A 23270-nucleotide genomic window follows, 5' to 3' on the forward strand; every position below is an offset into this window, starting at 1 on the left:
GTTTCAGGATTTTGCTGCGTTGGAGACAGCAACTTCGGCCGCCCTGAAAAGAGCCCTCGCCTTGACCTGTGTTTCACGAAATTCGGAATTGGGATCGCTGTCCGCGACCACACCGCAGCCGGCCTGAACATACATCTGGCCGTTTTTGAGAACGGCCATACGGAGCCCGATGCAGGTATCCATTTCTCCGTCTGCTCCGAAATATCCGACGCATCCTGAGTATGGCCCCCGACGGGTCGGTTCCAGCTCATCAATGATCTGCATGGCGCGGATTTTTGGTGCTCCGGTCAGGGTTCCTGCCGGGAATGCCGCGACGAGGGCATCCATGGCCGTTTTTCCTGCTTTGATCTGCCCTGTGACGGTTGAAGAGATGTGCATCACATGGCTGTAGCGTTCGATTACGAACTGATCCGGCACTTCTACTGTGCCAAGTTCGGAAACACGTCCGACATCGTTGCGGCCCAGATCAATGAGCATCAGATGTTCAGCTAGCTCTTTTTTATCGGCGAGCAGTTCTCTCTCGAGTGCCAGATCATGCTCCCGATCCGTTCCACGAGGACGTGTCCCGGCTAGCGGACGAACCGTGACTTCCCCTTCCCTCAAACGAACAAGAATTTCAGGGGAAGATCCGACCAGCGCGTAATCTTCCAGCTCCATCAGGAACAGGAACGGTGCCGGATTGACGCGGCGCAGGCTGCGATAGAGGGCAAGCGGTGAAAGTGGGAACGGTGTCGTAAACCGCTGGCTCGGGACAATCTGGAAGGCATCTCCAGCCGCGATGTAATCCTGTGCCTTGCGGACGTTCGCTTCAAACTGCTCCTGCGTCATATTGCATGACGGCGGTGCCAACTCACTTCCTGCTGGAAGTGTCTCGCTGGCATTTTCAAGCGGGGCAGCCAGTGCTTCACGCGCACGATCCAGAAGCGCATGACCTTCTGCTTCCGTCATTGAGCCCCGGATCGGCACTGCAAGGGTCAGCTCATCACGCACGGAGTCAAAGACCGCGAAGAGCTGCGGACGGATCATGATCCCTTCCGGCAGGTCCAGATCGTTGATGGGGGCATTTGGCAGAAATTCCATCTGCCGCACCATGTCGTATCCCAGAACGCCAAAGACCCCGCCGATCATGGGAGGCATATCGACCGGCAGCGTCATCTGGCTCTGGTCGATAATGTCCTTCAGGGTCTCCAGCGGGTTGCCCTCCAAGGGCGTCCCATCCAGAACCGCTTCACCGTTACGGCACTTCCAGACCAGATCAGGCAGAAGTGCAATCACGGAATATCGACCACGCGCGGCTCCCCCCTCCACACTCTCCAGAAGCATCCGATACGGATCATCAGAGAGGCGTGACAATCGGAGGTAGGCTGAGACGGGCGTTAGAAGGTCTGCGGCTTCAATGCTGTGAACGATGCTCATCACTGCGCTCCGCCTGCGTTCCCCGGTGACGTGGACGCCACGACCTGATTGAAGAGATTGGTGTTCAGGTGCGACACGGGCACTGTTTTTTCAAGGCTGGCATTCAGGGCAGCAGGGATATCAGCCTGAAGAGCCTGAACATACTGGGCCGACAGCTCTTTTTGCAGAGATGCAGAGTCTGCTTCTGTCCCCGGCTTCTGTCCTGTCACGTTGACGATCCAGAAAGCATCCGGCCCTTCATACATGCCTGTCGTGCCGACCTTTAGGCCGAATGCTGCACGAAGAACATTCTGAGGAAGAGACTGGTCCGGGTGGATGCGTGAAATTGTCACATCCTTGCGAAGGCTGGACGCTTCAGCCTGACCTTCGAGTGCCTTTGCCAGTGTGCTTTTCTTGGCTTCCGTGAACAGGGCCGTGGTGCGTGTGTCAGCGGCATGACGCTGCTGTTCTGCTGTCCATGCCTGAACGATCTGATCCCGCACATCAGCGAACGGACGGCGTGTTCCAGGATGGACTTCGTCCACCACAACGGCAAAGGCAGATCCATCCGGGCCGTTTACAACAACTGGCTGGGCATCTTTCTTCTGAGAGAAGATATGCTGAACGATGGACTGGCGCAGGCCTGCGTCGCCCGGGATTGGTGCCGGGGTTCCGTCCTGCATCAGGCCATGGGAATCAAGCGAGCCAGCTGCTGGCACCGCACCAAGGTTGGATGGAATTTTCTCAAGCGTTGTGGAGCCTGCAATCGCGTCCTGAAACTGCTTCAGGCGCGCCTGAAGTGCTTCGGGAGCTTCCTGCTTCTGGACCTGATCGCGAAGTTCAGGCTTAGCCTGCTCGAAAGTGGTCTGATGAGGGGCGACGACATCCGTGATGTTGAATACGACCCAGCCTGCTGCCGTTTTCGTCGGACCGCTGATCTGATTAGCGGGCGCTCCAAAAGCTGCCTTGGCGAGTTCGGGGTTCGGAATGTCGCTCTCGCGGACATGCGGAAGAGCGACAGCCGCTGCATCCGGATAGGCCTTCTGGATCGCGTCCCACGCATTGGTGTTGCGCCATGCCGTAGCCGCAGCATTGGCTTTGCTTTCGTCCTGGAACGTCAGAACCTGGAGCGTGCGTGTTTCCGGCATGTTGTACGTGCGGGACTGAAAATCATACAGCTTGTGTAGAACGTCGTCCGGAACTTCGATCGTCTTGGCGACGCTGTCCGCCGTCATTACGACCATCTTGGCATGACGATATTCCGTGGTGCGGAAATCCTGCGGATGATTGTCGTAATAGCGATGAAGCTGCTCGTCGGTTGGGGCCGCTGACACTGCTGTTGAAGTGAACGGAACGCGCAGAACATCCATGACGCGCTGATCTGCATCGAAGGCGAACAGACGGTTCAGAAGGGACACTGGTGCCTGAACGGAAGCGCCCATCCCCTGAAGCAGAGCACGGGAAATGATATCCTCGCGAATCATCTGGATCAGGCGTTTTTCGGTAATGCCAATGCGGGCCAGTCGGTCATTCAGCATGCTGCGATCAAACTGACCTGCTGCATTGTGAAAAGCCGGGATCGCGAAAATTTCCTTCCTGATCAACTCATCCGGCACAACCATGCCGGCACGCTCGCCTGCAAGCTGCACTTCGTTCTGAATCACGAGATTGTGAAGAGCCTGACGCGCAATCTGCTGCTTCGTGCCGTCTGGCAGATGTGAAGGATCAGATAGTCCCATCTGCTGGGCTGCCGCCGGTAGCTGTGCGGAGAGTGCCCGTGCAAGGTCATCCGGCGTGATCGTTCTGTTCCCGATCGTGACGATCGTATTGGAACTGCTCGTCCCCATATTGGAATAGACGTCTCCTACACCCCACCCGATGAAGGCCAGGAAAATCAGGATTGCGGCGGCACGGCCGGCCCAGGAGTCAACAAGGAGATGGCGTAGGGTGGTAATCATAGGGTCAGGACGGATCCGGATGGCGGGATGGTGCGGACGGGGAAGGCCCGCTAGAACTTGCCGCACCATAATGTCGTGAGCCGCGCTTGACCAGAAGCTGACAGGCCACCCCCAGGAGGAAGCATGAATGTAACGCCGAAACTCGTCATCGGGAACTGGAAGATGAATGGCTTGCGGGAGGCGTCACTGCAACTTGCAACAGCTGTGGCCGAAGGTGCGCGTTCGCTGCCTGACGATGTACGGATGGTCATTTGCCCACCCTTCACGCAACTGGACCGTGTGGCTGAGGCACTTGAGGGCGCAGGAGCATCCGTAATGCTGGGAGCGCAGGACTGTCATACTGCGGTTTCCGGGGCTCACACAGGTGATATTTCGGCTGAAATGCTCGCCGATACAGGCGCGCGTTATGTTCTTCTGGGGCATTCGGAACGTCGGCAGGCCCATGGTGAAAACGACGCCCTGATCAGGCAAAAGGTGCAGGCGGCAGAAGCTGCCGGGCTGATTCCTGTTGTCTGTATCGGGGAAACAATGGCCGAGCGGCAGGATGGTCGTGCTGCAACTGTTCTGGCCAGTCAGATTGACGGTTCCTTGACCGATAATTTCAATGGCGTGCTGGCGTATGAGCCTGTCTGGGCGATTGGGAGTGGCGTCACTCCATCCCGGGAAGAGCTTGAACGGACGCTGCTTTTGTTGCGTGGTCTGTTGCAGTCCCGTCTCAAGATGGATGACATTCGCGTGCCAATCCTGTATGGCGGCTCCGTAACACCGGCCCAGGCGCCGACTATTCTTTCCATCGGGGTGCTTGGCGGAGTGCTGGTTGGTAGTGCCAGCCTGGAGGCCAGAAGCTTCCTGCGCATTGCCGAAGCGGCATCGCTCCGTCTCTCCTCCCAACCATTGTCCGGACCCTATCGTTCATGACCACTTTTCTGCTTGTCATCAATCTGCTGGTCACACTGGCCCTGATCGGTACGATCCTGATCCAGCGCAGTGAAGGCGGCGGCCTCGGCATCGGTAGCAGCCAGGGCATGGGCTCCTTCATGACTGGCCGCGGCACGGCAACGCTGCTGACGCGTGCGACATCTGTGCTTGCTGGCGTTTTCATGCTGCTCTGCCTCGTTCTGGCCCTTCTGAACCGCGGTGCTTCCTCGGGTGTCGGCGGCCATGATATCCTTGCAGATCCGCCTGCCCCGGCTGCAGCGACGACGGCTCCTGTTGCGCCTGCAACCCCTCCTGCTCCGGCTCCTGCCGAGACGCCTGCTCACTAACTGAATCGGGAAGCATCTCGACGCTTCCCCTCGCCCCCACCTTCGGTGTATGAGGAGCGCCCATGACGCGCTTCGTATTCATCACCGGCGGTGTGGTATCTTCTCTCGGCAAGGGCATCGCTTCTGCGGCTCTTGCTGCTCTCCTCCAGGCACGCGGTTACAAGGTCCGCATGCGTAAGCTGGACCCTTACCTGAACGTGGATCCGGGCACGATGAGCCCGTATCAGCACGGTGAGGTGTTCATTACTGACGACGGGGCCGAAACCGACCTCGACCTTGGTCATTATGAGCGCTTTACGGGCGTCCATGCCCGCCGTGCAGACAACACCACAACAGGTCGCATCTATTCCGATGTCATCGCCCGCGAACGTCGCGGTGACTATCTGGGCGGAACCGTTCAGGTCATCCCGCACATCACGGACGCCATCAAGGATGTCGTGGTGGCTGGGACGGAAGAATATGATTTCGTTCTGGTGGAAATTGGCGGAACGGTTGGCGATATTGAGAGCCTTCCTTTCCTTGAAGCCATTCGTCAGCTTCGCAATGATCTGGGGCACAGCCAGACCATGTGCGTTCATTTGACGCTGCTGCCTTACATACCCTCAGCCGGTGAGTTGAAGACGAAACCGACGCAGCATTCCGTCAAGGAACTGCAGAATGTCGGCATTCAGCCACAGGTTCTGCTGTGCCGTTCGGATCGTCCGATTCCGGAAAATGAACGCCGCAAGATTGCGAACTTCTGTAACGTCCGTTCGGAAGCGGTGATCGCAGCGCTGGACGTGGATACGATCTACGCGTGCCCGATTTCGTACCATAATGAAGGCATGGATCGCGAAGTTCTGCGTTACTTCGGTCTGCCGTTCGAAGGCTCGCCGGACCTGACGCGCTGGGAAAAGATCGTCCACGCGATTCGCGAGCCTGAGGGCGAGGTCAAGGTTGCTGTCGTCGGCAAGTACACGGCGCTTCTGGATAGCTACAAGTCGCTGGCGGAAGCCCTGCTGCATGGCGGTATCGCGAACAATGTGCGCGTCAAACTCGACTGGATCGAATCGGAAGAGTTCGAAAAGTCAGGTGATATTGCCGAGCGCCTAAAGGATGCAGATGCCATTCTGGTTCCGGGCGGTTTCGGTGAGCGTGGCGCAGAAGGCAAGATTCAAGCCGTCCGTTATGCTCGTGAAAACGGCATTCCGTTCCTTGGTATTTGCTTCGGCATGCAGATGGCCGTGATTGAATGCGCCCGTTCGCTTGCTGGCCTCACGAAAGCGTCTTCCACCGAGTTCGGCCCCACAAGTGAGCCGCTGGTTGGTCTCATGACGGAATGGGCAAATGGCAATGAACTGATGCGCCGCCGTGAAGGCGGTGATCTTGGTGGCACGATGCGTCTCGGTGCATTCCCGGCCAAGCTGGCTGCTGGATCACGCGCCGCTGAGATCTATGGCACGACCGATATTCGGGAGCGTCACCGTCATCGCTGGGAAGTGAACCTTCACTACAAGGATCGCCTGGAAAAGACGGGTCTGCGTTTCTCTGGAATGTCTCCGGACGGCGTTCTTCCGGAAGTGGTGGAATACCCGGATCATCCCTGGTTCATTGGCGTGCAATATCATCCGGAACTGCTGTCCAAGCCGTTTGATCCGCATCCGCTTTTCGCCGGATTTATCGGGGCAGCTCGCAAGCGGGCTGAAAGCAAGTGAGCTTCCAGATTGGAAAGCTCGAGATTGGTCAGGACCGGCCCTTCACGCTGATTGCAGGGCCGTGCCAGATTGAATCCCGAGATCATGCCGTGGAGATGGCAGATGCTCTCTCCACGTTATGTCGAGAGCTGGATATCGGGCTGATCTACAAGAGCAGTTATGACAAGGCGAACCGTAGTTCCGTGAATGCAGCTCGCGGTGTAGGCATGGAGATGGGGCTGGATATTCTGGCTTCTATCCGTGAACGCTTTGACGTTCCTGTTCTGACGGATGTTCACGCTGCCGAGCAATGTGCTGTCGCTGCGGAAGCGGTGGACGTGCTTCAGATCCCTGCTTTCCTGTGTCGGCAAACTGACCTGTTGCTTGCTGCCGGTGAAACGGGTCGTGCCATCAATGTCAAGAAGGGTCAGTTTCTGGCGCCTTGGGATATGGCAAATGTCGCGGCTAAGCTGGCTTTAACCGGTAACGAGCGAATCATGCTCTGTGATCGTGGCACGAGCTTTGGTTACAACACGCTCGTCAGTGATATGCGCGGCCTGCCAATTATGGCTCAGACGGGCTATCCGGTTGTTTTCGATGCCACTCACTCTGTGCAGCAACCGGGTGGCCTAGGGGCCTCCACAGGCGGCCAGAGGGAGTTTGTTGAACCCCTCGCCCGCGCTGCCTTGTCTATCGGTGTTGCGGCAGTTTTCATTGAGACACACCAGGACCCGGATCATGCTCCGAGTGACGGTCCAACAATGGTGCCGCTTTCAGAAATGCGGGCCTTGTTGACCCGCCTTAAGGCGTTTGACGCTTTGGCCAAATCCTACAGCGTATAATTCTGTAACGGTGCCAGGGCTGCCATGAGGAGACTTATGACAGCCCCCACCGTGAGAACGCCTCTTAGGGGCATGTACCCCGGTGGCAGCGCGCCATTCTTCCAGGCCATTCGTTCTACAGCAAACGTTGTCAGAAAACCGATAACCTCAAGCAGGTATCCGGCGCGCAGTCCTCCAAGCAGTCCGACGCAGAGGGAAAGCCATGCCCAGAGCGCAGGGCAGACACCCAGGAGGAGTCTCTGGCGGTCACGATCTGCCGTTCCCTGAACTGTGATGATATCTGGCCGCTCCATGGCGAGGCCCCAGTGGACTGCGCCGAGAAAAGACAGGATGCATGCCCCATAGGCCAGAAGAATAACGGTTAGATGCGGGAGTGGAGAAAAAAGTCCTGCGAGGAAAATCCACCCACCAAGGGTCAGGAAAGGTATAAGTCCTGCCAAACCGAGGATCAGGGCGAGGAAAGGAAGACGCATGTCGTCGATTGACCTTATGTTCTGATTTTGAGACGAAACGGTGATCCGTTCCGAACGGTTATGAGCCACCCCCGGTTCACGCATATCCAGGAGAGCTTCCATTGAGCGCCATTGTTGATATCACCGCCCGCGAGATCCTGGACAGCCGTGGTAACCCGACCGTTGAGGTTGAGGTTGAGCTGTCGTCTGGTGCCCGCGGTCGCGCCGCCGTTCCCTCTGGTGCTTCTACTGGCGCCCACGAAGCTGTTGAGCTGCGTGACGGGGACAAGTCCCGTTACAACGGCAAAGGTGTTCTGAAGGCCTGTGGTTTTGTTGAAGACGAAATCCTTGAAGTGCTGCAGGGTGCAGAGTCTGAAGACCAGATCGCCATCGACAACGCGATGATCGAACTGGATGGTACGCCGAACAAGTCCCGCATTGGCGCAAACGCCATCCTTGGTGTTTCCCTTGCGGTGGCCAAAGCGACGGCCGAAGAGCTGGAACTGCCGCTCTATCGCTATGTCGGTGGCGTTTTCGCGCACACGCTTCCGGTTCCCATGATGAACATCGTGAATGGTGGCGAACACGCGGATAACCCGATCGACATTCAGGAGTTCATGATTCAGCCAGTTGGTGCGCCGACGCTAGCTGATGCCGTGCGCATGGGGTCTGAAATCTTCGCAGCTCTCAAGAAGGGCCTGTCCGCTGCTGGTCACAACACCAATGTTGGTGACGAAGGTGGGTTTGCTCCGGGTCTGAAGTCTGCTGATGAAGCTCTGAGCTTCATTACGAAGTCCGTTGAGGCTGCCGGGTATCGCCCTGGTGATGACGTGACCTTCGCCCTCGATTGTGCAGCGACCGAGTTCTACAGCAACGGCCGCTACAATCTTAAGGGTGAAGGCAAGGAGTTCGACTCTTCAGGCATGATCTCCTACCTCGAAGATCTTGCCAAGAAGTATCCGATTGTCTCCATCGAAGATGGTCTGGCTGAGGACGACTGGGAAGGCTGGGCTGAGTTGACCTCGCGCCTGGGTGATCGTCTCCAACTCGTTGGTGATGATCTGTTCGTGACCAATCCTGAGCGCCTTCGTCGCGGCATCAAGGCCAAGACAGCGAACTCCCTGCTCGTGAAGGTCAATCAGATCGGCACACTGACGGAGACGCTGGAAGCAGTCGAGACAGCCCACAAGGCTGGCTACACCTGCGTTATGAGCCATCGTTCTGGTGAGACTGAAGACGCCGTCATTGCTGATCTTGCTGTTGCTACGAACTGTGGTCAAATCAAGACGGGTTCCCTCTCCCGCTCTGACCGTACGGCTAAGTACAACCAACTGATCCGTATTGAGCAGCAGCTTGGAAGCGCAGCCCGTTATGCGGGTCGCAGCATTCTGAAGTCCGCCTGATCAACGAACGCCGGCCTCCATTTAGGAGGCCGGTTTTATATGCGCGTTAAAATAATCTACTGTCTTGAACAACAGTGATTGTTTCGCAGCCTCTCTCTGAGTTAGATTGTTGGGAAGTTTTCAAGCCAAGGGAGCCTGTTACCCCGCGTGAGACCCGTCAGACTTATCAAACGTGCCATCCGTGCGGTCGCTCCTCCTGTGCTCTTTCTGTCCCTGACAGCATATTTCGGGTGGAATGCGCTTCACGGCGCTCATGGTATCCGTGCCTACCAGGATCAGCTTGTGCTTCAGCAGCAGGCCATCCAGGCGCAACAGGATGCGAAAGATGAGCAGGCGGTGTGGCATCGTCGCGTGCTTGCGCTCAAAGAGAAGGCTCTTGATGCCGACATTCTGGACGAGCGTTCACGTGCCATGCTTAATCTGACGCGGAACGGCGATATTGTTATCCCCTACGGACCACACGATAAACTTTTCTAAGAGCCGCTTCAGGCTCTTTTTTTATGTTTGGTGAAGTTTTGTTTGCCAGAAACTGAGCCAATAAAAAAGGCGACCCGAAGGCCGCCTTTTTTAAAGTCGTATGATCCGCGAGATCTTACTTGATCTTGGCTTCGCGGAAGGTCACGTGCTTGCGGGCAACCGGGTCATACTTACGGACTTCCATCTTGCCCGTAGCAGAACGTGCGTTCTTCTTCGTGACGTAGAAGTAGCCGGTGTCAGCCGACGAGACGAGACGGATCTGAATAACGTTGCTTTTTCCCATGATACCCTCGGGCTTGCGCCGTCCTGATGCCGCTCGCAAGTGCCAAAGCAGCAGGTTGATCTAGTTCGGCGCAACATGCTGATTTGTATGTCCTAGGTCAAGGCTTTCTGAAGAAAATCCAAGGATAAGGTGCATTTTTCCGCAAAAACCAAGGTTTTTAGCCAGATAAAAGCTTTGTTGATGCCTGGTAGATGTTCTTGCAGGTGGACGAACGGGAACCTATAAGGAACAAAAGAGCGTCGCATAAGTTTATGCAGTGTCTCAATCTTCAGATTTTGCCTCCACCGAGGCGCATGGGAGCGCCTGTATGCTGACGCGTAAGCAGCACCAGCTTTTGCTATACATTGACGAACATCTTCGGCGGACGGGCTATTCCCCTTCCTTTGATGAAATGAAGGACGCCCTCGAACTTCGTTCCAAGTCAGGAATTCATCGCCTCATCTCCGCCCTTGAAGAGCGTGGCTTTCTGCGACGGCATCACCATCGCGCAAGAGCACTTGAAGTTCTGCGTTTGCCGCATATGGGGCTTGAGGCCCCTGCTGTGGATGCCGTAGCTAATCCGGCGCCTTTCGTTCCAACAGTTGTTGAGGGTGGTCGTCAGGATCTTCCCGGGACATTTTCCGAGGCGCCTCGCTCTCCCGTTGAAAACACAAGCGTTCAGCTTCCACTTTATGGACGCATTGCTGCCGGCCTCCCTATTGAGGCCTTGCAGGATGATAGCGCACAGATTCAGGTGCCATCGTCCCTGCTCGGCACTGGAGAGCATTATGCTCTCACAGTCGCGGGTGATTCCATGATTGAAGCTGGCATTTTGGACGGTGATGTTGCCATCATCCGTCGCGGCGAAGTGGCGGATAATGGTCAGATCGTTGTTGCGCTGATTGATGATCAGGAAGTGACGCTCAAGAAACTGCGTCGTCGTGGCTCTACGATTGCGCTGGAAGCAGCTAATCGGGAATACGAGACACGCATTCTGCCTGCTGCGCGTGTGCGCATACAGGGGCGTTTGGTCGCACTGTTCAGGCAGTACTAGGAAAACACTGCCTTGCCGGATTAAAGTTTCGGCAAGGCAGATAATTCCAAAGTACTATTTATTAGGAACTGACGGTACGCCGCGCACGACGCGGACTTTACCGTCAGGAGCGATCAGAGTGCTCGTTCCGTCCCCATTCGGGATGATGATTGTTTTGTCGGGGTTTTTGTTCAGGAAGCGACCAGCATTATCCGGAACGCTCGTCGGAAGCGTAGGAATAAAGTGACTGCGATCTTCCGAAACGCCCCGCATTGCGTCGATCTTCTCACCGACGGACATGGTATCGCCTGACTTCATCTGCGGCCCAGATACGCCAAGAGCACCGGCACCGGCGATGCCGCCCATGAAATTCTTGTCGAGTGTGGCGCCACCAAAATACGTGGCTGGATCGCCGAGAGCCTTATTAAATACGCTGTCAGGGTTTACCACGTCTTTAAGGGTTGGCAGAGGCTGAGGTGAGCCAGGCCAAATATTCCCACCTTCTGGCAGGATTGGTGCAGCCGCTACGAATTCACCGCGTGCTCTGCGAAGGTTCTCACTATCGCCATGGGGAGCATTAGGGTTACTTCCCGACCACAGCGCGGTGTCATTGAAAAACTTACCCATGCCCGCACAGCCGCTCAGGGCCAGAGGTAATGCCAGTAGAGCGGCCTTACGCATTGTGTACTCCCATAAGGTCGATCCCTGAACTCTAGCTGTCATAAATTAAAAGCGCCAGATGACGAGCCGATAACTGCAATAATAATCACGGCTAGTCCAGATCAGGAGACGATCTTTGAAGACTTGCGCGGCTGAGAAGCCATCATTCGGGTGAGCCCGGCAGTGAGATAACCCCACCCGCTCAGAACTGTTGGGATAACTGAAATCCAGAGCAGAATACCACCGGTCAGTGTGGCGGGCAGGAATGAGATATGCAGTGTGACTGCAGCTTTGTCTCCCCCGATCAGAAAACCGATCGCGACCATCTGAATGCCGGTCTTCCATTTCGCGAGCCGAGTGGATGGAAGTGTTGCGCGCTGGGAGGCCATGTATTCACGTAGGCCACTAACAAGAATTTCGCGCAGCATAATGATGATGGCCGCGTAGAGGGAATATACTGGGAGTACTGTCAGGCCTGCCAGTGCGAGCAGAAGTGCGCCAACAAGGAGCTTGTCAGCAATCGGGTCCATCATCCGCCCCAACTCGGAGAGCATCTGCCACCGACGTGCCAGGGCACCATCCAGATAATCCGTAATGCAGGCAGCCGTATACACAACGCAGGCCGCAACGTTACCGAGTGCGGAATGCAGCGCCAGCAAAGCAACCAGAACAGGAATGGCCGCAATACGGAGCAGAGTCAGGACGTTTGGCAGATCAGTCAGCATCACAAAGCAGTCTAGAACAGTTTATCCGTCTCCGGTATGCGCCAATCCGCTCTGAATGTGTGTATTTTTTATGCCAAGCCGGTGTTCAAAGGGAGACCTCACGGAATTGTTAGCTCTGTGTCCGTAGCCATTCTGGATGGAAGTGCCCGTAGATGGCTCTGGCCGTTCCCGAACTGATTCCCGGTGCAGTTTCAAGCTCTTCGAGACTGGCCTGTCTTACGGTCTTGGCTGACCCGAAGTGATTCAGAAGTGCCTTCTTTCGGGCACCTCCGATTCCCGGAACATCATCCAGTTCGGATTTCCGAAGCCCTTTGGAGCGCCCTGCCCTGTGTGTCGTAATGGCAAAACGATGGGCTTCATCTCTCAGGCGTTGAAGATAGTAGAGAACCGGATCTCTCGGTGGGAGTTGGAACGGTGACTGTGTTTCAGTGAAAAACCATTCGCGGCCAGCATCACGATCCGGGCCTTTGGCAATCGCCACAATGGGAATTCCCGTAACCCCAAGGTCTGCCAAGACATTGCGAACAGCGTTGAACTGGCCCAGTCCACCATCGATCAGCAGCAGATCGGGCCAGTCCTCAGGCCTGTCCCCGTCCTCTCTGTTTTTCCCAAACCGGCGCTCCATGACCTCCCGCATCATTCCGAAATCATCGCCTGGAGTAACTGGGCCTTTAATGGCATATTTCCGATAAGAGCGTTTTTCGAAGCCTTCTGGGCCACCCACGACCATGACGCCATAAGGCGCCTGACCCATGATGTGTGAGTTATCGTATGTTTCGATCCGCTGAGGCGTTTCAGGCAGATTGAAAACCTTTGCCACGCCTTCCAGAAGTTTGCGCTGACCCGTATTCTCCGCAAGTTTTCGCTCCAGAGCTTCCCGTGCGTTCAGGGCGGCATGGTCGACGACGCTCTTCTTCTCACCGCGTTGAGGGCAGGCTATTTCCACCTTCTGCTCTCTCTTGATGCTGAGAGCTTCCTCGACGAGCTTCTGTTCCGAAATTTCCTGATTCACCAGAATCACTGGTGGTGGAGGCTTGTTGTCGTAAAACTGAAGGAGGAAGGCAGACAGCACGTCAGCCGGGGTCTCTTCTTCTGCGTGAACAGGATAGAAGGCCCGGTTTCCGTTATTACGGCTGCCGCGAATGAAAAAGACCTGAATGCAGGTCTGCCCCGCGTCCTGCCAGATTGCTACGATGTCTGCATCCTGAATCGACGTCGGATTGATGGTCCCTGAGTTCTGGATGCTGGAAAATCCGCGGATACGATCCCGAATGGCAGCAGCCCGCTCATATTCCATGGCTGCGGATGCCCGTTCCATTTCAACGGCAAGCTCCTGCTGCAACTCAGTATTCTTACCCGAGAGAAACTGCCGCGCCTGCACGACCAGCTCGCTGTAATTTTCTTTGGAAATACGATCCACACAAGGGGCCGAGCAGCGTTTGATCTGAAACAGCAGGCAGGGTCGTGTTCGGCTCTTGAGAACCGCATCGGAGCATGATCGGAGGAGGAAAGTTTTCTGTACAAGGTTTAACGTCTGGTTCACGGCCCAGGCTGAAGCAAATGGCCCCCAGTAGGTCGCGCCTTTGACGGGCTTTCCGCGCTGTTTGGTGAGCTGAGGAAATTCATGATTTTCAGTCAGCATTAGCCACGGATAGCTCTTGTCATCCCGCAGCAGGATATTGAAGCGCGGCTTCATGCGCTTGATGTAATTCGCTTCCAGCAGAAGAGCGTCAGCTTCCGTCCGGGTAATGACAATCTCCATCGAGACCGTCATGGACACCATGCGGCGCAGACGTTCCGGCAACTGGGCTATACGCGTATAGGAAGAAACGCGTTTCTTGAGGCTTAACGCCTTGCCCACATACAGAACCTCCCCTTTTTCGCTGAGCATGCGATACACGCCAGGGCTGTAGGGAATGGTTTTCAAAGCATCCCGAATGGCCTCGACGCCCTGCTTTCTTACAACGGGAACAGGAGCTTCTTCAGGCGTCATTGAGGTTTCTGTCTCTGTGGGCGTGGGGTCAGTCATGCCAGTTCTTCAGTCATCCACTGATCCTGTGGACAAGTCTGTGGGTTGCTCCATGACAGAATCATGAAGGCCAAGGTTTCCCGGCCTTGCCATCAGATTGCCTAATTTTTAATCAGTAAACGTAAGATATTGATAATAATGGGAAATATTTTCCGTTCCGTCATGGGGCAGAAAAATTTTCAGTTTGAGGCTCCTGTTGAACGGGACATGACGACTTTCCAAAGCATAGTGGATGAGTGCACTCCGCATTAAGTCTCAATGGTCCCGTTCTGTTCCCATTAGAGAGAACTTTTTTGCTGAACGAACGTGCTTTTTCAGGCTGAAATTGATGCTTGTTCGGCTTTTTCCATCAGGCGAAGCATATTACCACCCCAGATAGCAGCCAGTTCATCCGCCCCGAAGCCCACATTACGCAAGGCCTCAGTTACGGCAGGAGTTTGTGTGGCATCCTGCCAGCCCGGTATGCCGCCGCCGCCGTCGAAATCGGATGAGACGCCGACGTGCCGTACACCTATGCGCTCTGCGACATAAGCAACATGGCGCGCCAGATCCTCCACGGTTCCTCCACCGCCTTTGCGCAGAAAAGACCCCATGGCGGTGATCTGGATCAGACCGTCGGTTTCTTTCAAACGATCAAGCTGCTCGTCGTCGAGGTTGCGAGGATGATCGCAGAGACTTCTGACGCAGGAGTGGCTGGCGAATACCGGCGTGGTGGAAAGTTCTGACGCCTGCATCATGGTGGATTTTGCCGTGTGTGACACATCCACCAGCACACCATGGCGATTCATCTCGCAAATGGTCTCGCGGCCCAGTTCAGACAATCCCCCATGAAGTTCCGGGACATCATTCAGGTCTTTTCTGGGGATAGCTGCATCAGCGAGAGCGTTGTGGCCATTATGGGTCAGGGTCAGGTATCGGACGCCATACTCTGCGGCCAGTTGGCCGATCCGGGACGGTACACCACCAAGCGCATGGCCATTTTCAATGGCGGGAACAATAGCGAGCGCTCCTGCCCGGAATGCTGAGCGGACATCCTCTGCTGTTCGGCAGACATTTGCGGTCAGTCCGTCCTGATGTCCGCCGAGGGCGTTGATGACCTTGAGCATCGCCTGAACACGGTGCCAGGCCTCTTCGTGTCCTGCTTCATCGCGTGGTCCCTGCGGAATATAAGCGGCAAGGCAGACAGAGCGGAGTTTGCCCTGATCGCATTTTTTTACATCGACTTTTCGGTCCGTGTGTAGAGACCAGGCATCCGCCTGATCGGGCCATGGAATGTCGATATGGGTATCGAAAGTCAGAAGCGTGTCGTGCAGTTCAGTCATGATCCGTCCTAGATCGGGTGTGAGCGGGTCTGACGCAAGAGGTGCTTGTCAAAGCGCTCAATTCAGACGATCCAATGGTGATGCGTCTGATTACATGGAACATCAACTCCCTCCGGCTTCGTCTGCCGCTGCTGAAGAAGCTCGTTGAGGAGGAAAATCCGGACATCGTCTGCCTTCAGGAGACGAAAGTTCCCGATCCGCTCTTCCCGGCCGAAGCTCTTGTGGAGCTTGGCTTTCCGCATCAGCTTTATCGAGGAATGAAGGGATATAACGGGGTTGCGATCCTGTCCCGCTTACCCCTCGACTCAGTTGCGAATACGCCTGACTGGTGCAGCCGGAGCGATTGTCGGCACATCGCGGCATCGATTCAGACACCTGGCGGGCCAGTGAGGCTGCATGATTTCTATGTCCCTGCGGGTGGCGATATCCCGGATCCGGCAGAAAACGAAAAATTTGCTCACAAACTCGCGTTTGTAGAAGAAGCCGCGAAATGGTTCACGGATAGCCCACCAGTGCGCAGCATTGTGGTTGGAGATCTCAACATCGCTCCGTTGGAGCATGATGTCTGGAGCCATCGTCAGCTTCTCAAAATCGTCAGCCATACTCCGCCGGAGACCGAGCGACTGAATATGTGGATGGCGACAGGGTTTGAGGACGCCATGAGGCGGATTACGCCTGAGCCCACCAAATTGTACACATGGTGGTCCTACCGGAATAAGGACTGGAAGAAGTCAGATCGTGGAAGGCGCTTAGATCATGTCTGGCTTACGCCAGATCTGATGCCTGGCCTTCGGAATATTCGTGTTCTGCGGGATGTTCGCGATTGGGACAGCCCTTCAGATCACGTGCCGGTCGTGCTGGATTTCGATCCAGCCTGACCGGCAGGGCCTGAGTATCAGGCTGTCAGTGATTCGGCCGTAGCAACAGTGCGGCCTTCCGGGTCAAGACGATATCCACCACCCTCAGTGATCAGCAGGGACGTCTTGGTGGGGTCTGGCTCGATTTTCTGGCGAAGACGATAGATATGCGTCTCAAGCGTATGGGTCGTGACTGCAGCGTTGTAACCCCAGACTTCGTTCAGAAGCACCTGACGGGCGACGGGGCGCTGACCGGCCCGGTAAAGATACTTGAGAATCGCAGCTTCTTTTTCCGTCAGGCGAATGCGGCGATTACGGGCCGTCTCAACCAGAAGTTTGGCCGATGGACGAAACGCGTAAGGACCGATTTCAAAAACGGCATCTTCGCTGTTTTCAAAGATCCGGAGCTGTGCCCGAAGCCGCGCCAGCAGTTCCCCGATACGGAATGGCTTTGCGACATAGTCGTTTGCTCCTGCATCAAGCCCGCGGACAACATCGCTTTCATCGTCTGAACCGGTCAGAATAATGATCGGCATCCGAACGCCTTCGCGACGAAGCTCCGCACAGAAGTCGCGGCCGTCTCCGTCTGGAAGGGTGATGTCCAGCAGCATGGCGTCGTAACGGGCACCAGGCTTCTTAAGGAGCTCTCTTGCTGTTGCCACGGAGACTGCTTCCACAGCCTCAAGTTCGCCACCGTGCTGGAGTTGCTCTGTCAGCAGGCTTCGTAGCGTATCGTCATCATCTACCACGAGGATGGGCCGGGGACCTGCCATAATACCTGTCTCGTTTTATCTAGGCGGAAAACGTCACATCCGCATGTGTTCGCGTTAATAGGCCACGCATCCAATTCTGCCTATCCTGCACCGCAGGGCCAGCAGCACACTTGCCATCTGAGATATGACAAATACTTATCCGAAAGGGAACAGCAACATGACTAAAGCTATTTTGAGAATCACTGAGGGCCGCGCTTTTCTTCACTTTCGTAATGTAATCATTCCGGCTTTGATCGGGGCTGGTGGTATTCGCCTTGACAAGCGTGAAGGCGATCACGCGACCCCTGTAGGTGAACTACCCCTCCGCCGTATCCTGTATCGCGCAGATCGTGTGGAAAAGCCTGTTTCCGGCGCGGGTTTACCTATCGAGCCGATTGCTGCTTCGGATGGTTGGTGCGATGACGGATCGCACCCGGATTATAACCGTCCGGTGACACTTCCTCACCCTGCGTCATGTGAGAAAATGTGCCGGGATGATCATGTCTATGATCTCTGCATTGTGATGGGGTGGAATGACGTCACCATCGAGTCGGGACGTGGGTCTGCAATTTTCCTGCATCTGCCTCCCGTCAGCGGTGTGACGGAAGGCTGTATTGCATTGCAGGAAAAGGACCTGCGTTATGTGCTGGAACAGGGTCTGACGGCTATCATGGTGGAAGCGCCTTAAGCTGCCTCTTCCTCTGTGTGTGGAGTGTCAGTCGGCGGTACCATCGAGATCATCAGGTCCCCAGGCATCGGGGTGATGACAGTCGGATCTTCTGCCGAACGAATGAGAATGGCAGAGCGTCTGCTGACAAGGATATCGAGGCGATTGTCGTCCGTTCCAAACCCTGCCGCATTGGCCTCATTGGCTGCACGGGATACGAAGCGCCAGCCTTGCTCGAACAGGGTATCGAACAGGGTGTAATTCCAGGCAGGTTCTCCCAGAACCTTTCCTCGGGAGTCACGGGAAAGCCCATGATAAAAATCCAGTCGGGCGACACCCGGGCTGATCTGGAACACCCGCTCCCGGCCCATGGCTGGCGCAAGATGTCCGCAAATCATTCCGTTATAGATGCCGTCTCCGGTCGTTGCGATCAGGTAGTCTGCTGGTCGTTCTTCCAGTGCTTCCTGCCCGTGCTGGGACAGTAACTCAGTTCTTAGAACCGGAATGTCGAGTTGTGCGGCTGCCATCAGCGCACTGGACCGATTGTCTACGAGAAGAATAGGTATGTTTTCCCGGTGGAGGCAGGCTGCCAAGTCGATAGACCATTTGCTCGCCCCCAGAATGGCAATCGCCGGATCGTTCGAGAGCGTGAGCTTGAGGGCACGCGCGATTGGGCGAAGCGAAAAGCCATGAAGAATCATGGTGACAGCAATGACGGCGAAGACCGCTGGCATAATGAGGTCAGCCGACTGGTAGCCCGTTTCTTTCAGGCGAATACCAGCAGCGCCTGCCACGGCTGCCGCGACGATCCCTCGGGGAGCAATCCACCCGACGAAGAGGCGTTCCTTCCAGGGCATACTGGTGCACAGGGTAGAAAAGAAAATTCCAACCGGACGCACGACGAACAGTACGACGAGCGTGAGCATCAGAATGGGAATGGAAAGATGCTTGAGAACGTCGCGATGAAGATCTGCTGTCAGCAGGATGAACAGTACCGACACGACGAGGACCACCATCGATTCCTTGATGCGCCTCAGTTCTGCGACGCCTGGAATGTGAAGGTTGGTCAGGGCCATACCAAAAATAGTGACCGCGACCAGGCCAGCGCCCTCCATTTCCAGATTGCAGGCCGTGAAGATCAGCAGTGCCATTGAGATGAGCACCGGCGTTTTGAGAATTTCCGGCATCATGTCGCGAGTGAAGAGATAACGGATCAGATACGCTGGAAGAATGCCTGCCGAAATCGACTCAGTTGCAGCAGCGAGCAGATCAGGAAGGGTGTGGGTAAAAAAGACGCCGGTATGCAGGTCAACGTGCAGAAGCATGAGCTGCAGAACCACAGCCGCGAGAATCGCTCCCAGCGGATCGTTAACGATGGCTTCCCATCGTAAGAACGCTGCGACACGAGGCTGGAGCTTGGCGCTACGCAAAAGTGGAAGCACCACCGTTGGGCCTGTCACAACAATGATGGCGCCAAACAGCATCGACGTGCCCCATTCAAGGTGGGCAACGTAATGGGCTGCAAGTGATCCCAGAACCCAGTTGATGGGCAAGGCCAGCATCGTTAGGCGTGCGACACCTTCCCCAGCCTCACGGAGCTGCCGGATGTCCAAAGCCATGCCGCCTTCAAAAACGACAATAGCGACCAGGAGGGAAACCAGTGGTCTGAAGACCCAGCCCATCGTCTCTGAGGGGTGCACAATGCCCAGCCCCGGGCCGAAAAGAAGCCCAATGGTGAACAAGAGCACGATTGCGGGAAGGCGAAACCGCCAGGCAACCCACTGGGCCAGCATTCCGGCCCCGAAGGTCGAGGCGATGCCGATGAAAATATCATACTGCATGTGTAAGAGCGCGTCGGTCCCGTGCTGATTTTGGAAACCGTATCATAACCCGGATAATGTGTTGGGCCTAACTGCGTGATTTTGAGAGTGTTATTCGATGGTTGAAACGATCCTGACCATTCGTCCGGCACAGTCCCTGGATCGGGAGGGTATCTGGCGCTTGCTGGCACCTGTTCTCAAGGCTGGGGAAACGTACGCTTTGCCGCGAACGTGGGGCCGTCGGCAGGCCTTGGCGTACTGGATGGCCGTCGAGCATCGTGTGTATGTTGCCGAGACAAAGACAGGCCAGATTGTGGGCACATTCTATGTGCAGGACAATCAGAAAGGCAGTGGACAGCATGTCGCCAATGCTGGTTTTGTCGCAGCGCCGGGATATGGTGCGGGAACGCAAATGGGAACATATGCCCTGAAAGAGGCTCAGGCACTCGGATACAGGGCGATGCAGTTCAACTTTGTCGTCAGCACCAATCTGCGAGCGATTGCGCTTTGGAAGCATCTTGGTTTCAGGGTGGTTGGAACGCTACCTGGTGCGTTCAACCACCCTGAGCAAGGGTATGTGGATGCGCTTGTTATGTGGAGGGAGCTTCTTCCTGTGCCGTCTCACCCTTCTGTTCAACCCGCTGCATGACGCAGGCAAAGAAGCCATCCGTTCCATCACGAAGGGGCGTCAGGGAAAACTGAGCCTTTTCGCGGAGTTCGGCTGGGAGAAGATCGGGAAGGTCTTCCGTAGCCACACGAACAAAATCTGTCCGACGCTTCAGGAAGGCATCAATCTGCTGACCATTCTCATTGGCCAGTAGCGAGCATGTCGCATAGATCATGCGGCCACCTGGCTTTACCAAAGATGCTGCACGATCAAGGATTTCGGACTGTTTGATAACAAGTTCCTGGATGTCTTCAGGTGTCAGTCGCAGTCGTGCATCCGGGTTGCGGCGCCATGTGCCTGTGCCAGAACAGGGTGCATCCACCAGAACGCGATCGAAGCTTGCGGCACGACGCTTGGCCCATTTGTCGCCTGTGGTGAGCAGGTGCCGTTCAACATTATGCACCCCTGCCCGACGCAGACGTTTGACAGCCCCTTCAAGGCGCTTCTCATGAACGTCACAGGCAACAATATGGCCCTTGTTTTCCATGGTCATGGCAAGGGCAAGAGTCTTGCCGCCAGCGCCGGCGCAGTAATCCAGAACGCGGTGTTCCGGTTTGGCGCCAGCAGCGGCGACAACGAGTTGGGAACCTTCGTCCTGAATTTCTACTAGCCCGTCTTTGAAAGCCTGTGCTGCCGTAACCGGCTGACGGCCATCAAGGCGCAATCCCCACGGCGACAGCTTGGTTGGGACGGCGTTTAGTCCCTCGTTCTTCAGCGCACGCAGACCGTCCTCGCGAGTGCCCTTCAGGAGGTTCACGCGAAGATCCAAAGTCGGGGTTCCGAGCATGGCTTCCATTTCGTCAGCCATTCGGGATCCGAACGTTTCGCGCAGGGCTGGCTCAATCCAATCCGGATATTCGAGGCGGACTGCTACAGGTTGCTTCTGGGTAGAAAGTTCTTTTCCTTCCAGATGCTTAAGGTTCACATCTTCACGCGGCGTCAGAGGCTTTTGAGCATAACGCTCGCCACTGAATAACATGCGAACCTGATCCATCGTCGTGCCGGTTAGCAGCATGGATGCAGCACATAGCAGGCGTGGAGAAATTTCGCCCTGACTGCCTTCCAGGTGCCAGTGTAGTCGACGCCAGCTACGCAGCACATCCCAGGCAAGCGTGGAGATGGCGCGCCGGTCTCCGCCGCCTATATAACGGCGTTCACGGAAAAAGGCGTTGGCGGTAGCGTCTGCGGGACGGCGGGGCGCATTCTGGATCGCACAAAGCAGATCAATGGCGCCGGAAAGGCGAGCTGCGGGGGTCATATCGCCCCCGTAGCCGGTTTGGCCTCTCAAAGCGAGAGGCCAATGCACAGGAAATGTCAGTCCCGGCGATAGTTCGGGGCTTCACGCGTGATTGTCACGTCATGGACATGGCTTTCACGAAGGCCCGCATTTGTGATGCGACGGAACATGGTGCGCACCTGAAGTTCCGAAACCGTGGCTGATCCGGTGTAGCCCATGCCAGCTTTTAGGCCCCCAACAAGCTGGTGCACGACTGGCGCCATGCCACCCTTGTAAGGAACCTGCCCCTCGATGCCTTCAGGAACGAGCTTCAGCGTATCTCGTACTTCCGCCTGGAAGTACCGATCAGCAGAGCCCCGAGCCATAGCTCCAAGAGACCCCATCCCACGATACGACTTGTAGGAGCGGCCCTGATACAGGAACGTCTCGCCTGGGCTCTCGTCCGTGCCAGCCAGAAGAGAGCCGACCATCACGACGTCAGCACCGGCACCAATGGCCTTTACAATGTCACCGGATGTCCGGATGCCGCCATCTGCGATGGCCGGAACATCAAGCTCATGACAGGCTGCTGCCGTTTCCATGACGGCGGAGAACTGCGGAACACCGACGCCTGCAACAACGCGGGTTGTGCAGATGGACCCCGGGCCAATACCAACCTTGATGCAGTCTGCGCCAGCTTCAATAAGTGCGCGTGCTGCCTGTGGGGTCGCGACGTTACCTGCGATGACCTGAAGACCTGGGTGACGCTCCTTCAGTGTCCGGACGGTGCTCAGAACGCCGTGGGAGTGACCGTGAGCGGTATCAACGACAATAACGTCCACGCCGGCTTCCACGAGGGCGGCAGCACGGTTCAGGCCATCTTCTCCTACGCCCACTGCTGCGGCGCACCGGAGGCGTCCCTGCGCGTCCTTGATGGCCAGAGGATGTGTCGTCGCCTTGTCCATGTCCTTGACGGTGATGAGGCCGATACAGCGACCTCCCTCATCAACGACCAGCAGCTTTTCGATGCGGTGACGATGCAGCAGAGCGCGAGCTTCTTCAGGAGCAGCGCCATTCAGAACCGTGACAAGGTTGTCCTTCGTCATCAGATCACGGACGCGGGTGTTCAGGTCCGTGGTGAAGCGGACGTCACGATTGGTCAGGATGCCAACCAGGATGCCGGTTCCCTCTTCCACAACCGGCAGGCCAGAGACACCGTGGCGAGCCATGATGGCGTTGACTTCAGCCAGTGTCTGGTCCGGGCCAACGGTGACGGGGTTCACCACCATGCCAGATTCGAAGCGCTTGACGCGACGAACCTGCTCGGCCTGCTCTTCAATAGAGAGGTTCTTGTGAATGACGCCCATGCCGCCCTGTTGGGCCATGGCAATGGCCATTCCGTCTTCCGTGACCGTGTCCATGGCGGAGGACATCAAAGGGATGTTCAGCTCAATGGTGCGCGTCAGGCGTGTGCGGGTGGATGTCTGGGCCGGAAGCACGGACGATTCAGCCGGTTCGACGAGAACATCGTCGAACGCAAGTGCTTCACGTATGCGTGCGTTAAAATCAGTTGTGCAGGAAGAGGATGTCATGCCCGCTGGCCCCCGTTGGTCATGCGTCGTGGGACGCTTGAAGTCTGAACCGGGGGCCAAGAGGCCCAGCCGGCCGTTGGCGGGTCCTCATAGACTAATTCCCCCCTGGAGGGGAAGTCTCTTTTTTGCGGTAGATTTTAAGAAATTTGTTGGCTGGGAGACCTGGATTCGAACCAGGGCTGACCGGGTCAGAGCCGGTAGTT

The 23270-nt window shown here is 56.2% G+C and carries 22 protein-coding genes; 10 read left to right on the plus strand and 12 right to left on the minus strand.

The window, feature by feature from the left end; translation table 11 throughout:
• Positions 1–3: 3 nt before the first annotated feature.
• Both trpE and ABF979_RS07570 read right to left on the minus strand, forming a co-directional pair.
• Positions 4–1416, minus strand: coding sequence for an anthranilate synthase component I (gene trpE / locus ABF979_RS07565; RefSeq protein ID WP_202207545.1), 1413 nt, complete (start codon positions 1414–1416; stop codon positions 4–6).
• Complete coding sequence (locus tag ABF979_RS07570) at positions 1416–3353, minus strand: peptidyl-prolyl cis-trans isomerase (RefSeq protein WP_415558886.1); 1938 nt, start codon at positions 3351–3353, stop codon at positions 1416–1418. The genes trpE and ABF979_RS07570 overlap by 1 nt, the downstream gene beginning before the upstream one ends.
• Positions 3354–3476: 123 nt before the next feature.
• On the opposite strand from ABF979_RS07570, the gene tpiA reads away from it, so the two are divergent.
• The 4 genes from tpiA to kdsA all read left to right on the plus strand — a co-directional run bounded on the left by tpiA (position 3477) and on the right by kdsA (position 7133).
• Positions 3477–4271, plus strand: a complete 795-nt coding sequence (tpiA, locus tag ABF979_RS07575) for a triose-phosphate isomerase (RefSeq protein ID WP_215750468.1) — start codon at positions 3477–3479, stop codon at positions 4269–4271.
• Positions 4268–4618 (plus strand): preprotein translocase subunit SecG, encoded by a 351-nt coding sequence (gene secG, locus ABF979_RS07580; protein WP_415558888.1) that lies wholly within the window; start codon positions 4268–4270, stop codon positions 4616–4618. Before tpiA ends, secG begins: the two co-directional genes overlap by 4 nt.
• Before the next feature lie 62 nt (positions 4619–4680).
• Positions 4681–6312 carry a CTP synthase gene (locus ABF979_RS07585; RefSeq protein ID WP_415558890.1) on the plus strand — a complete coding sequence of 544 codons (1632 nt, stop codon included), beginning with the start codon at positions 4681–4683 and terminating at the stop codon, positions 6310–6312.
• A complete protein-coding gene (gene kdsA, locus ABF979_RS07590; protein ID WP_415558892.1) occupies positions 6309–7133 on the plus strand; it encodes a 3-deoxy-8-phosphooctulonate synthase in 825 nt (274 codons plus the stop codon). The genes ABF979_RS07585 and kdsA overlap by 4 nt, the downstream gene beginning before the upstream one ends.
• Here the strand turns inward: kdsA and ABF979_RS07595 are convergent.
• Positions 7121–7606 (minus strand): DUF3429 domain-containing protein, encoded by a 486-nt coding sequence (locus tag ABF979_RS07595; RefSeq protein WP_415558894.1) that lies wholly within the window; start codon positions 7604–7606, stop codon positions 7121–7123. The genes kdsA and ABF979_RS07595 overlap by 13 nt on opposite strands.
• A gap of 101 nt (positions 7607–7707) precedes the next feature.
• On the opposite strand from ABF979_RS07595, the gene eno reads away from it, so the two are divergent.
• Together eno and ABF979_RS07605 are read left to right on the plus strand one after the other, a co-directional pair.
• Positions 7708–8988 (plus strand): phosphopyruvate hydratase, encoded by a 1281-nt coding sequence (gene eno, locus ABF979_RS07600; RefSeq protein ID WP_064272901.1) that lies wholly within the window; start codon positions 7708–7710, stop codon positions 8986–8988.
• Positions 8989–9135: 147 nt separating this feature from the next.
• Positions 9136–9465, plus strand: a complete 330-nt coding sequence (locus ABF979_RS07605) for an FtsB family cell division protein (protein ID WP_046901667.1) — start codon at positions 9136–9138, stop codon at positions 9463–9465.
• 115 nt (positions 9466–9580) lie between these two features.
• Here the strand turns inward: ABF979_RS07605 and rpmG are convergent, their stop codons facing one another.
• On the minus strand, positions 9581–9748 hold the full coding sequence (gene rpmG / locus ABF979_RS07610; RefSeq protein ID WP_046901668.1) for a 50S ribosomal protein L33: 168 nt from the start codon (positions 9746–9748) through the stop codon (positions 9581–9583).
• A 307-nt stretch (positions 9749–10055) separates the two neighbouring features.
• On the opposite strand from rpmG, the gene lexA reads away from it, so the two are divergent.
• Positions 10056–10781, plus strand: a complete 726-nt coding sequence (gene lexA, locus ABF979_RS07615; protein WP_415558895.1) for a transcriptional repressor LexA — start codon at positions 10056–10058, stop codon at positions 10779–10781.
• Between the two features lie 54 nt (positions 10782–10835).
• Here the strand turns inward: lexA and ABF979_RS07620 are convergent, their stop codons facing one another.
• The 4 genes from ABF979_RS07620 to ABF979_RS07635 form a co-directional block, all read right to left on the minus strand.
• Positions 10836–11441 (minus strand): hypothetical protein, encoded by a 606-nt coding sequence (locus ABF979_RS07620; protein ID WP_415558896.1) that lies wholly within the window; start codon positions 11439–11441, stop codon positions 10836–10838.
• 101 nt (positions 11442–11542) lie between these two features.
• Positions 11543–12145, minus strand: coding sequence for a CDP-diacylglycerol--glycerol-3-phosphate 3-phosphatidyltransferase (gene pgsA, locus ABF979_RS07625; RefSeq protein ID WP_415558898.1), 603 nt, complete (start codon positions 12143–12145; stop codon positions 11543–11545).
• A gap of 109 nt (positions 12146–12254) precedes the next feature.
• Complete coding sequence (gene uvrC, locus ABF979_RS07630; protein ID WP_415558900.1) at positions 12255–14174, minus strand: excinuclease ABC subunit UvrC; 1920 nt, start codon at positions 14172–14174, stop codon at positions 12255–12257.
• Between the two features lie 314 nt (positions 14175–14488).
• Positions 14489–15496 carry a dipeptidase gene (locus ABF979_RS07635; protein ID WP_415558902.1) on the minus strand — a complete coding sequence of 336 codons (1008 nt, stop codon included), beginning with the start codon at positions 15494–15496 and terminating at the stop codon, positions 14489–14491.
• Between the two features lie 80 nt (positions 15497–15576).
• On the opposite strand from ABF979_RS07635, the gene ABF979_RS07640 reads away from it, so the two are divergent.
• Positions 15577–16374 (plus strand): exodeoxyribonuclease III, encoded by a 798-nt coding sequence (locus ABF979_RS07640; protein WP_415558914.1) that lies wholly within the window; start codon positions 15577–15579, stop codon positions 16372–16374.
• 17 nt (positions 16375–16391) lie between these two features.
• Here ABF979_RS07640 and ABF979_RS07645 read toward each other — a convergent pair whose 3' ends face one another.
• Positions 16392–17126, minus strand: a complete 735-nt coding sequence (locus ABF979_RS07645; RefSeq protein ID WP_086633203.1) for a response regulator transcription factor — start codon at positions 17124–17126, stop codon at positions 16392–16394.
• Between the two features lie 157 nt (positions 17127–17283).
• Here ABF979_RS07645 and ABF979_RS07650 point away from each other — a divergent pair, with 157 nt between their 5' ends.
• Complete coding sequence (locus tag ABF979_RS07650; protein ID WP_415558904.1) at positions 17284–17793, plus strand: L,D-transpeptidase family protein; 510 nt, start codon at positions 17284–17286, stop codon at positions 17791–17793.
• Here ABF979_RS07650 and ABF979_RS07655 read toward each other — a convergent pair.
• Positions 17790–19613, minus strand: a complete 1824-nt coding sequence (locus ABF979_RS07655) for a cation:proton antiporter (RefSeq protein ID WP_415558906.1) — start codon at positions 19611–19613, stop codon at positions 17790–17792. The genes ABF979_RS07650 and ABF979_RS07655 overlap by 4 nt on opposite strands.
• A gap of 97 nt (positions 19614–19710) precedes the next feature.
• Here ABF979_RS07655 and ABF979_RS07660 point away from each other — a divergent pair, with 97 nt between their 5' ends.
• Positions 19711–20241: a GNAT family N-acetyltransferase gene (locus ABF979_RS07660; protein ID WP_415558908.1), complete on the plus strand. Its 531-nt coding sequence runs from the start codon at positions 19711–19713 to the stop codon at positions 20239–20241.
• Here the strand turns inward: ABF979_RS07660 and ABF979_RS07665 are convergent.
• The gene (locus ABF979_RS07665; RefSeq protein ID WP_415558910.1) at positions 20183–21517 is read right to left on the minus strand and encodes an RsmB/NOP family class I SAM-dependent RNA methyltransferase; all 1335 of its coding nucleotides are present in this window, start codon (positions 21515–21517) and stop codon (positions 20183–20185) included. The two genes, ABF979_RS07660 and ABF979_RS07665, sit on opposite strands and share 59 nt — an antisense overlap.
• A gap of 56 nt (positions 21518–21573) precedes the next feature.
• Entirely contained in the window at positions 21574–23067 is a 1494-nt protein-coding gene (guaB, locus tag ABF979_RS07670) for an IMP dehydrogenase (protein WP_046901678.1), read from the minus strand.
• Positions 23068–23270: the final 203 nt, after the last annotated feature.

Origin of the sequence: Gluconobacter sp. (genome assembly GCF_047723935.1) — a bacterium.
Classification (GTDB): domain Bacteria; phylum Pseudomonadota; class Alphaproteobacteria; order Acetobacterales; family Acetobacteraceae; genus Gluconobacter.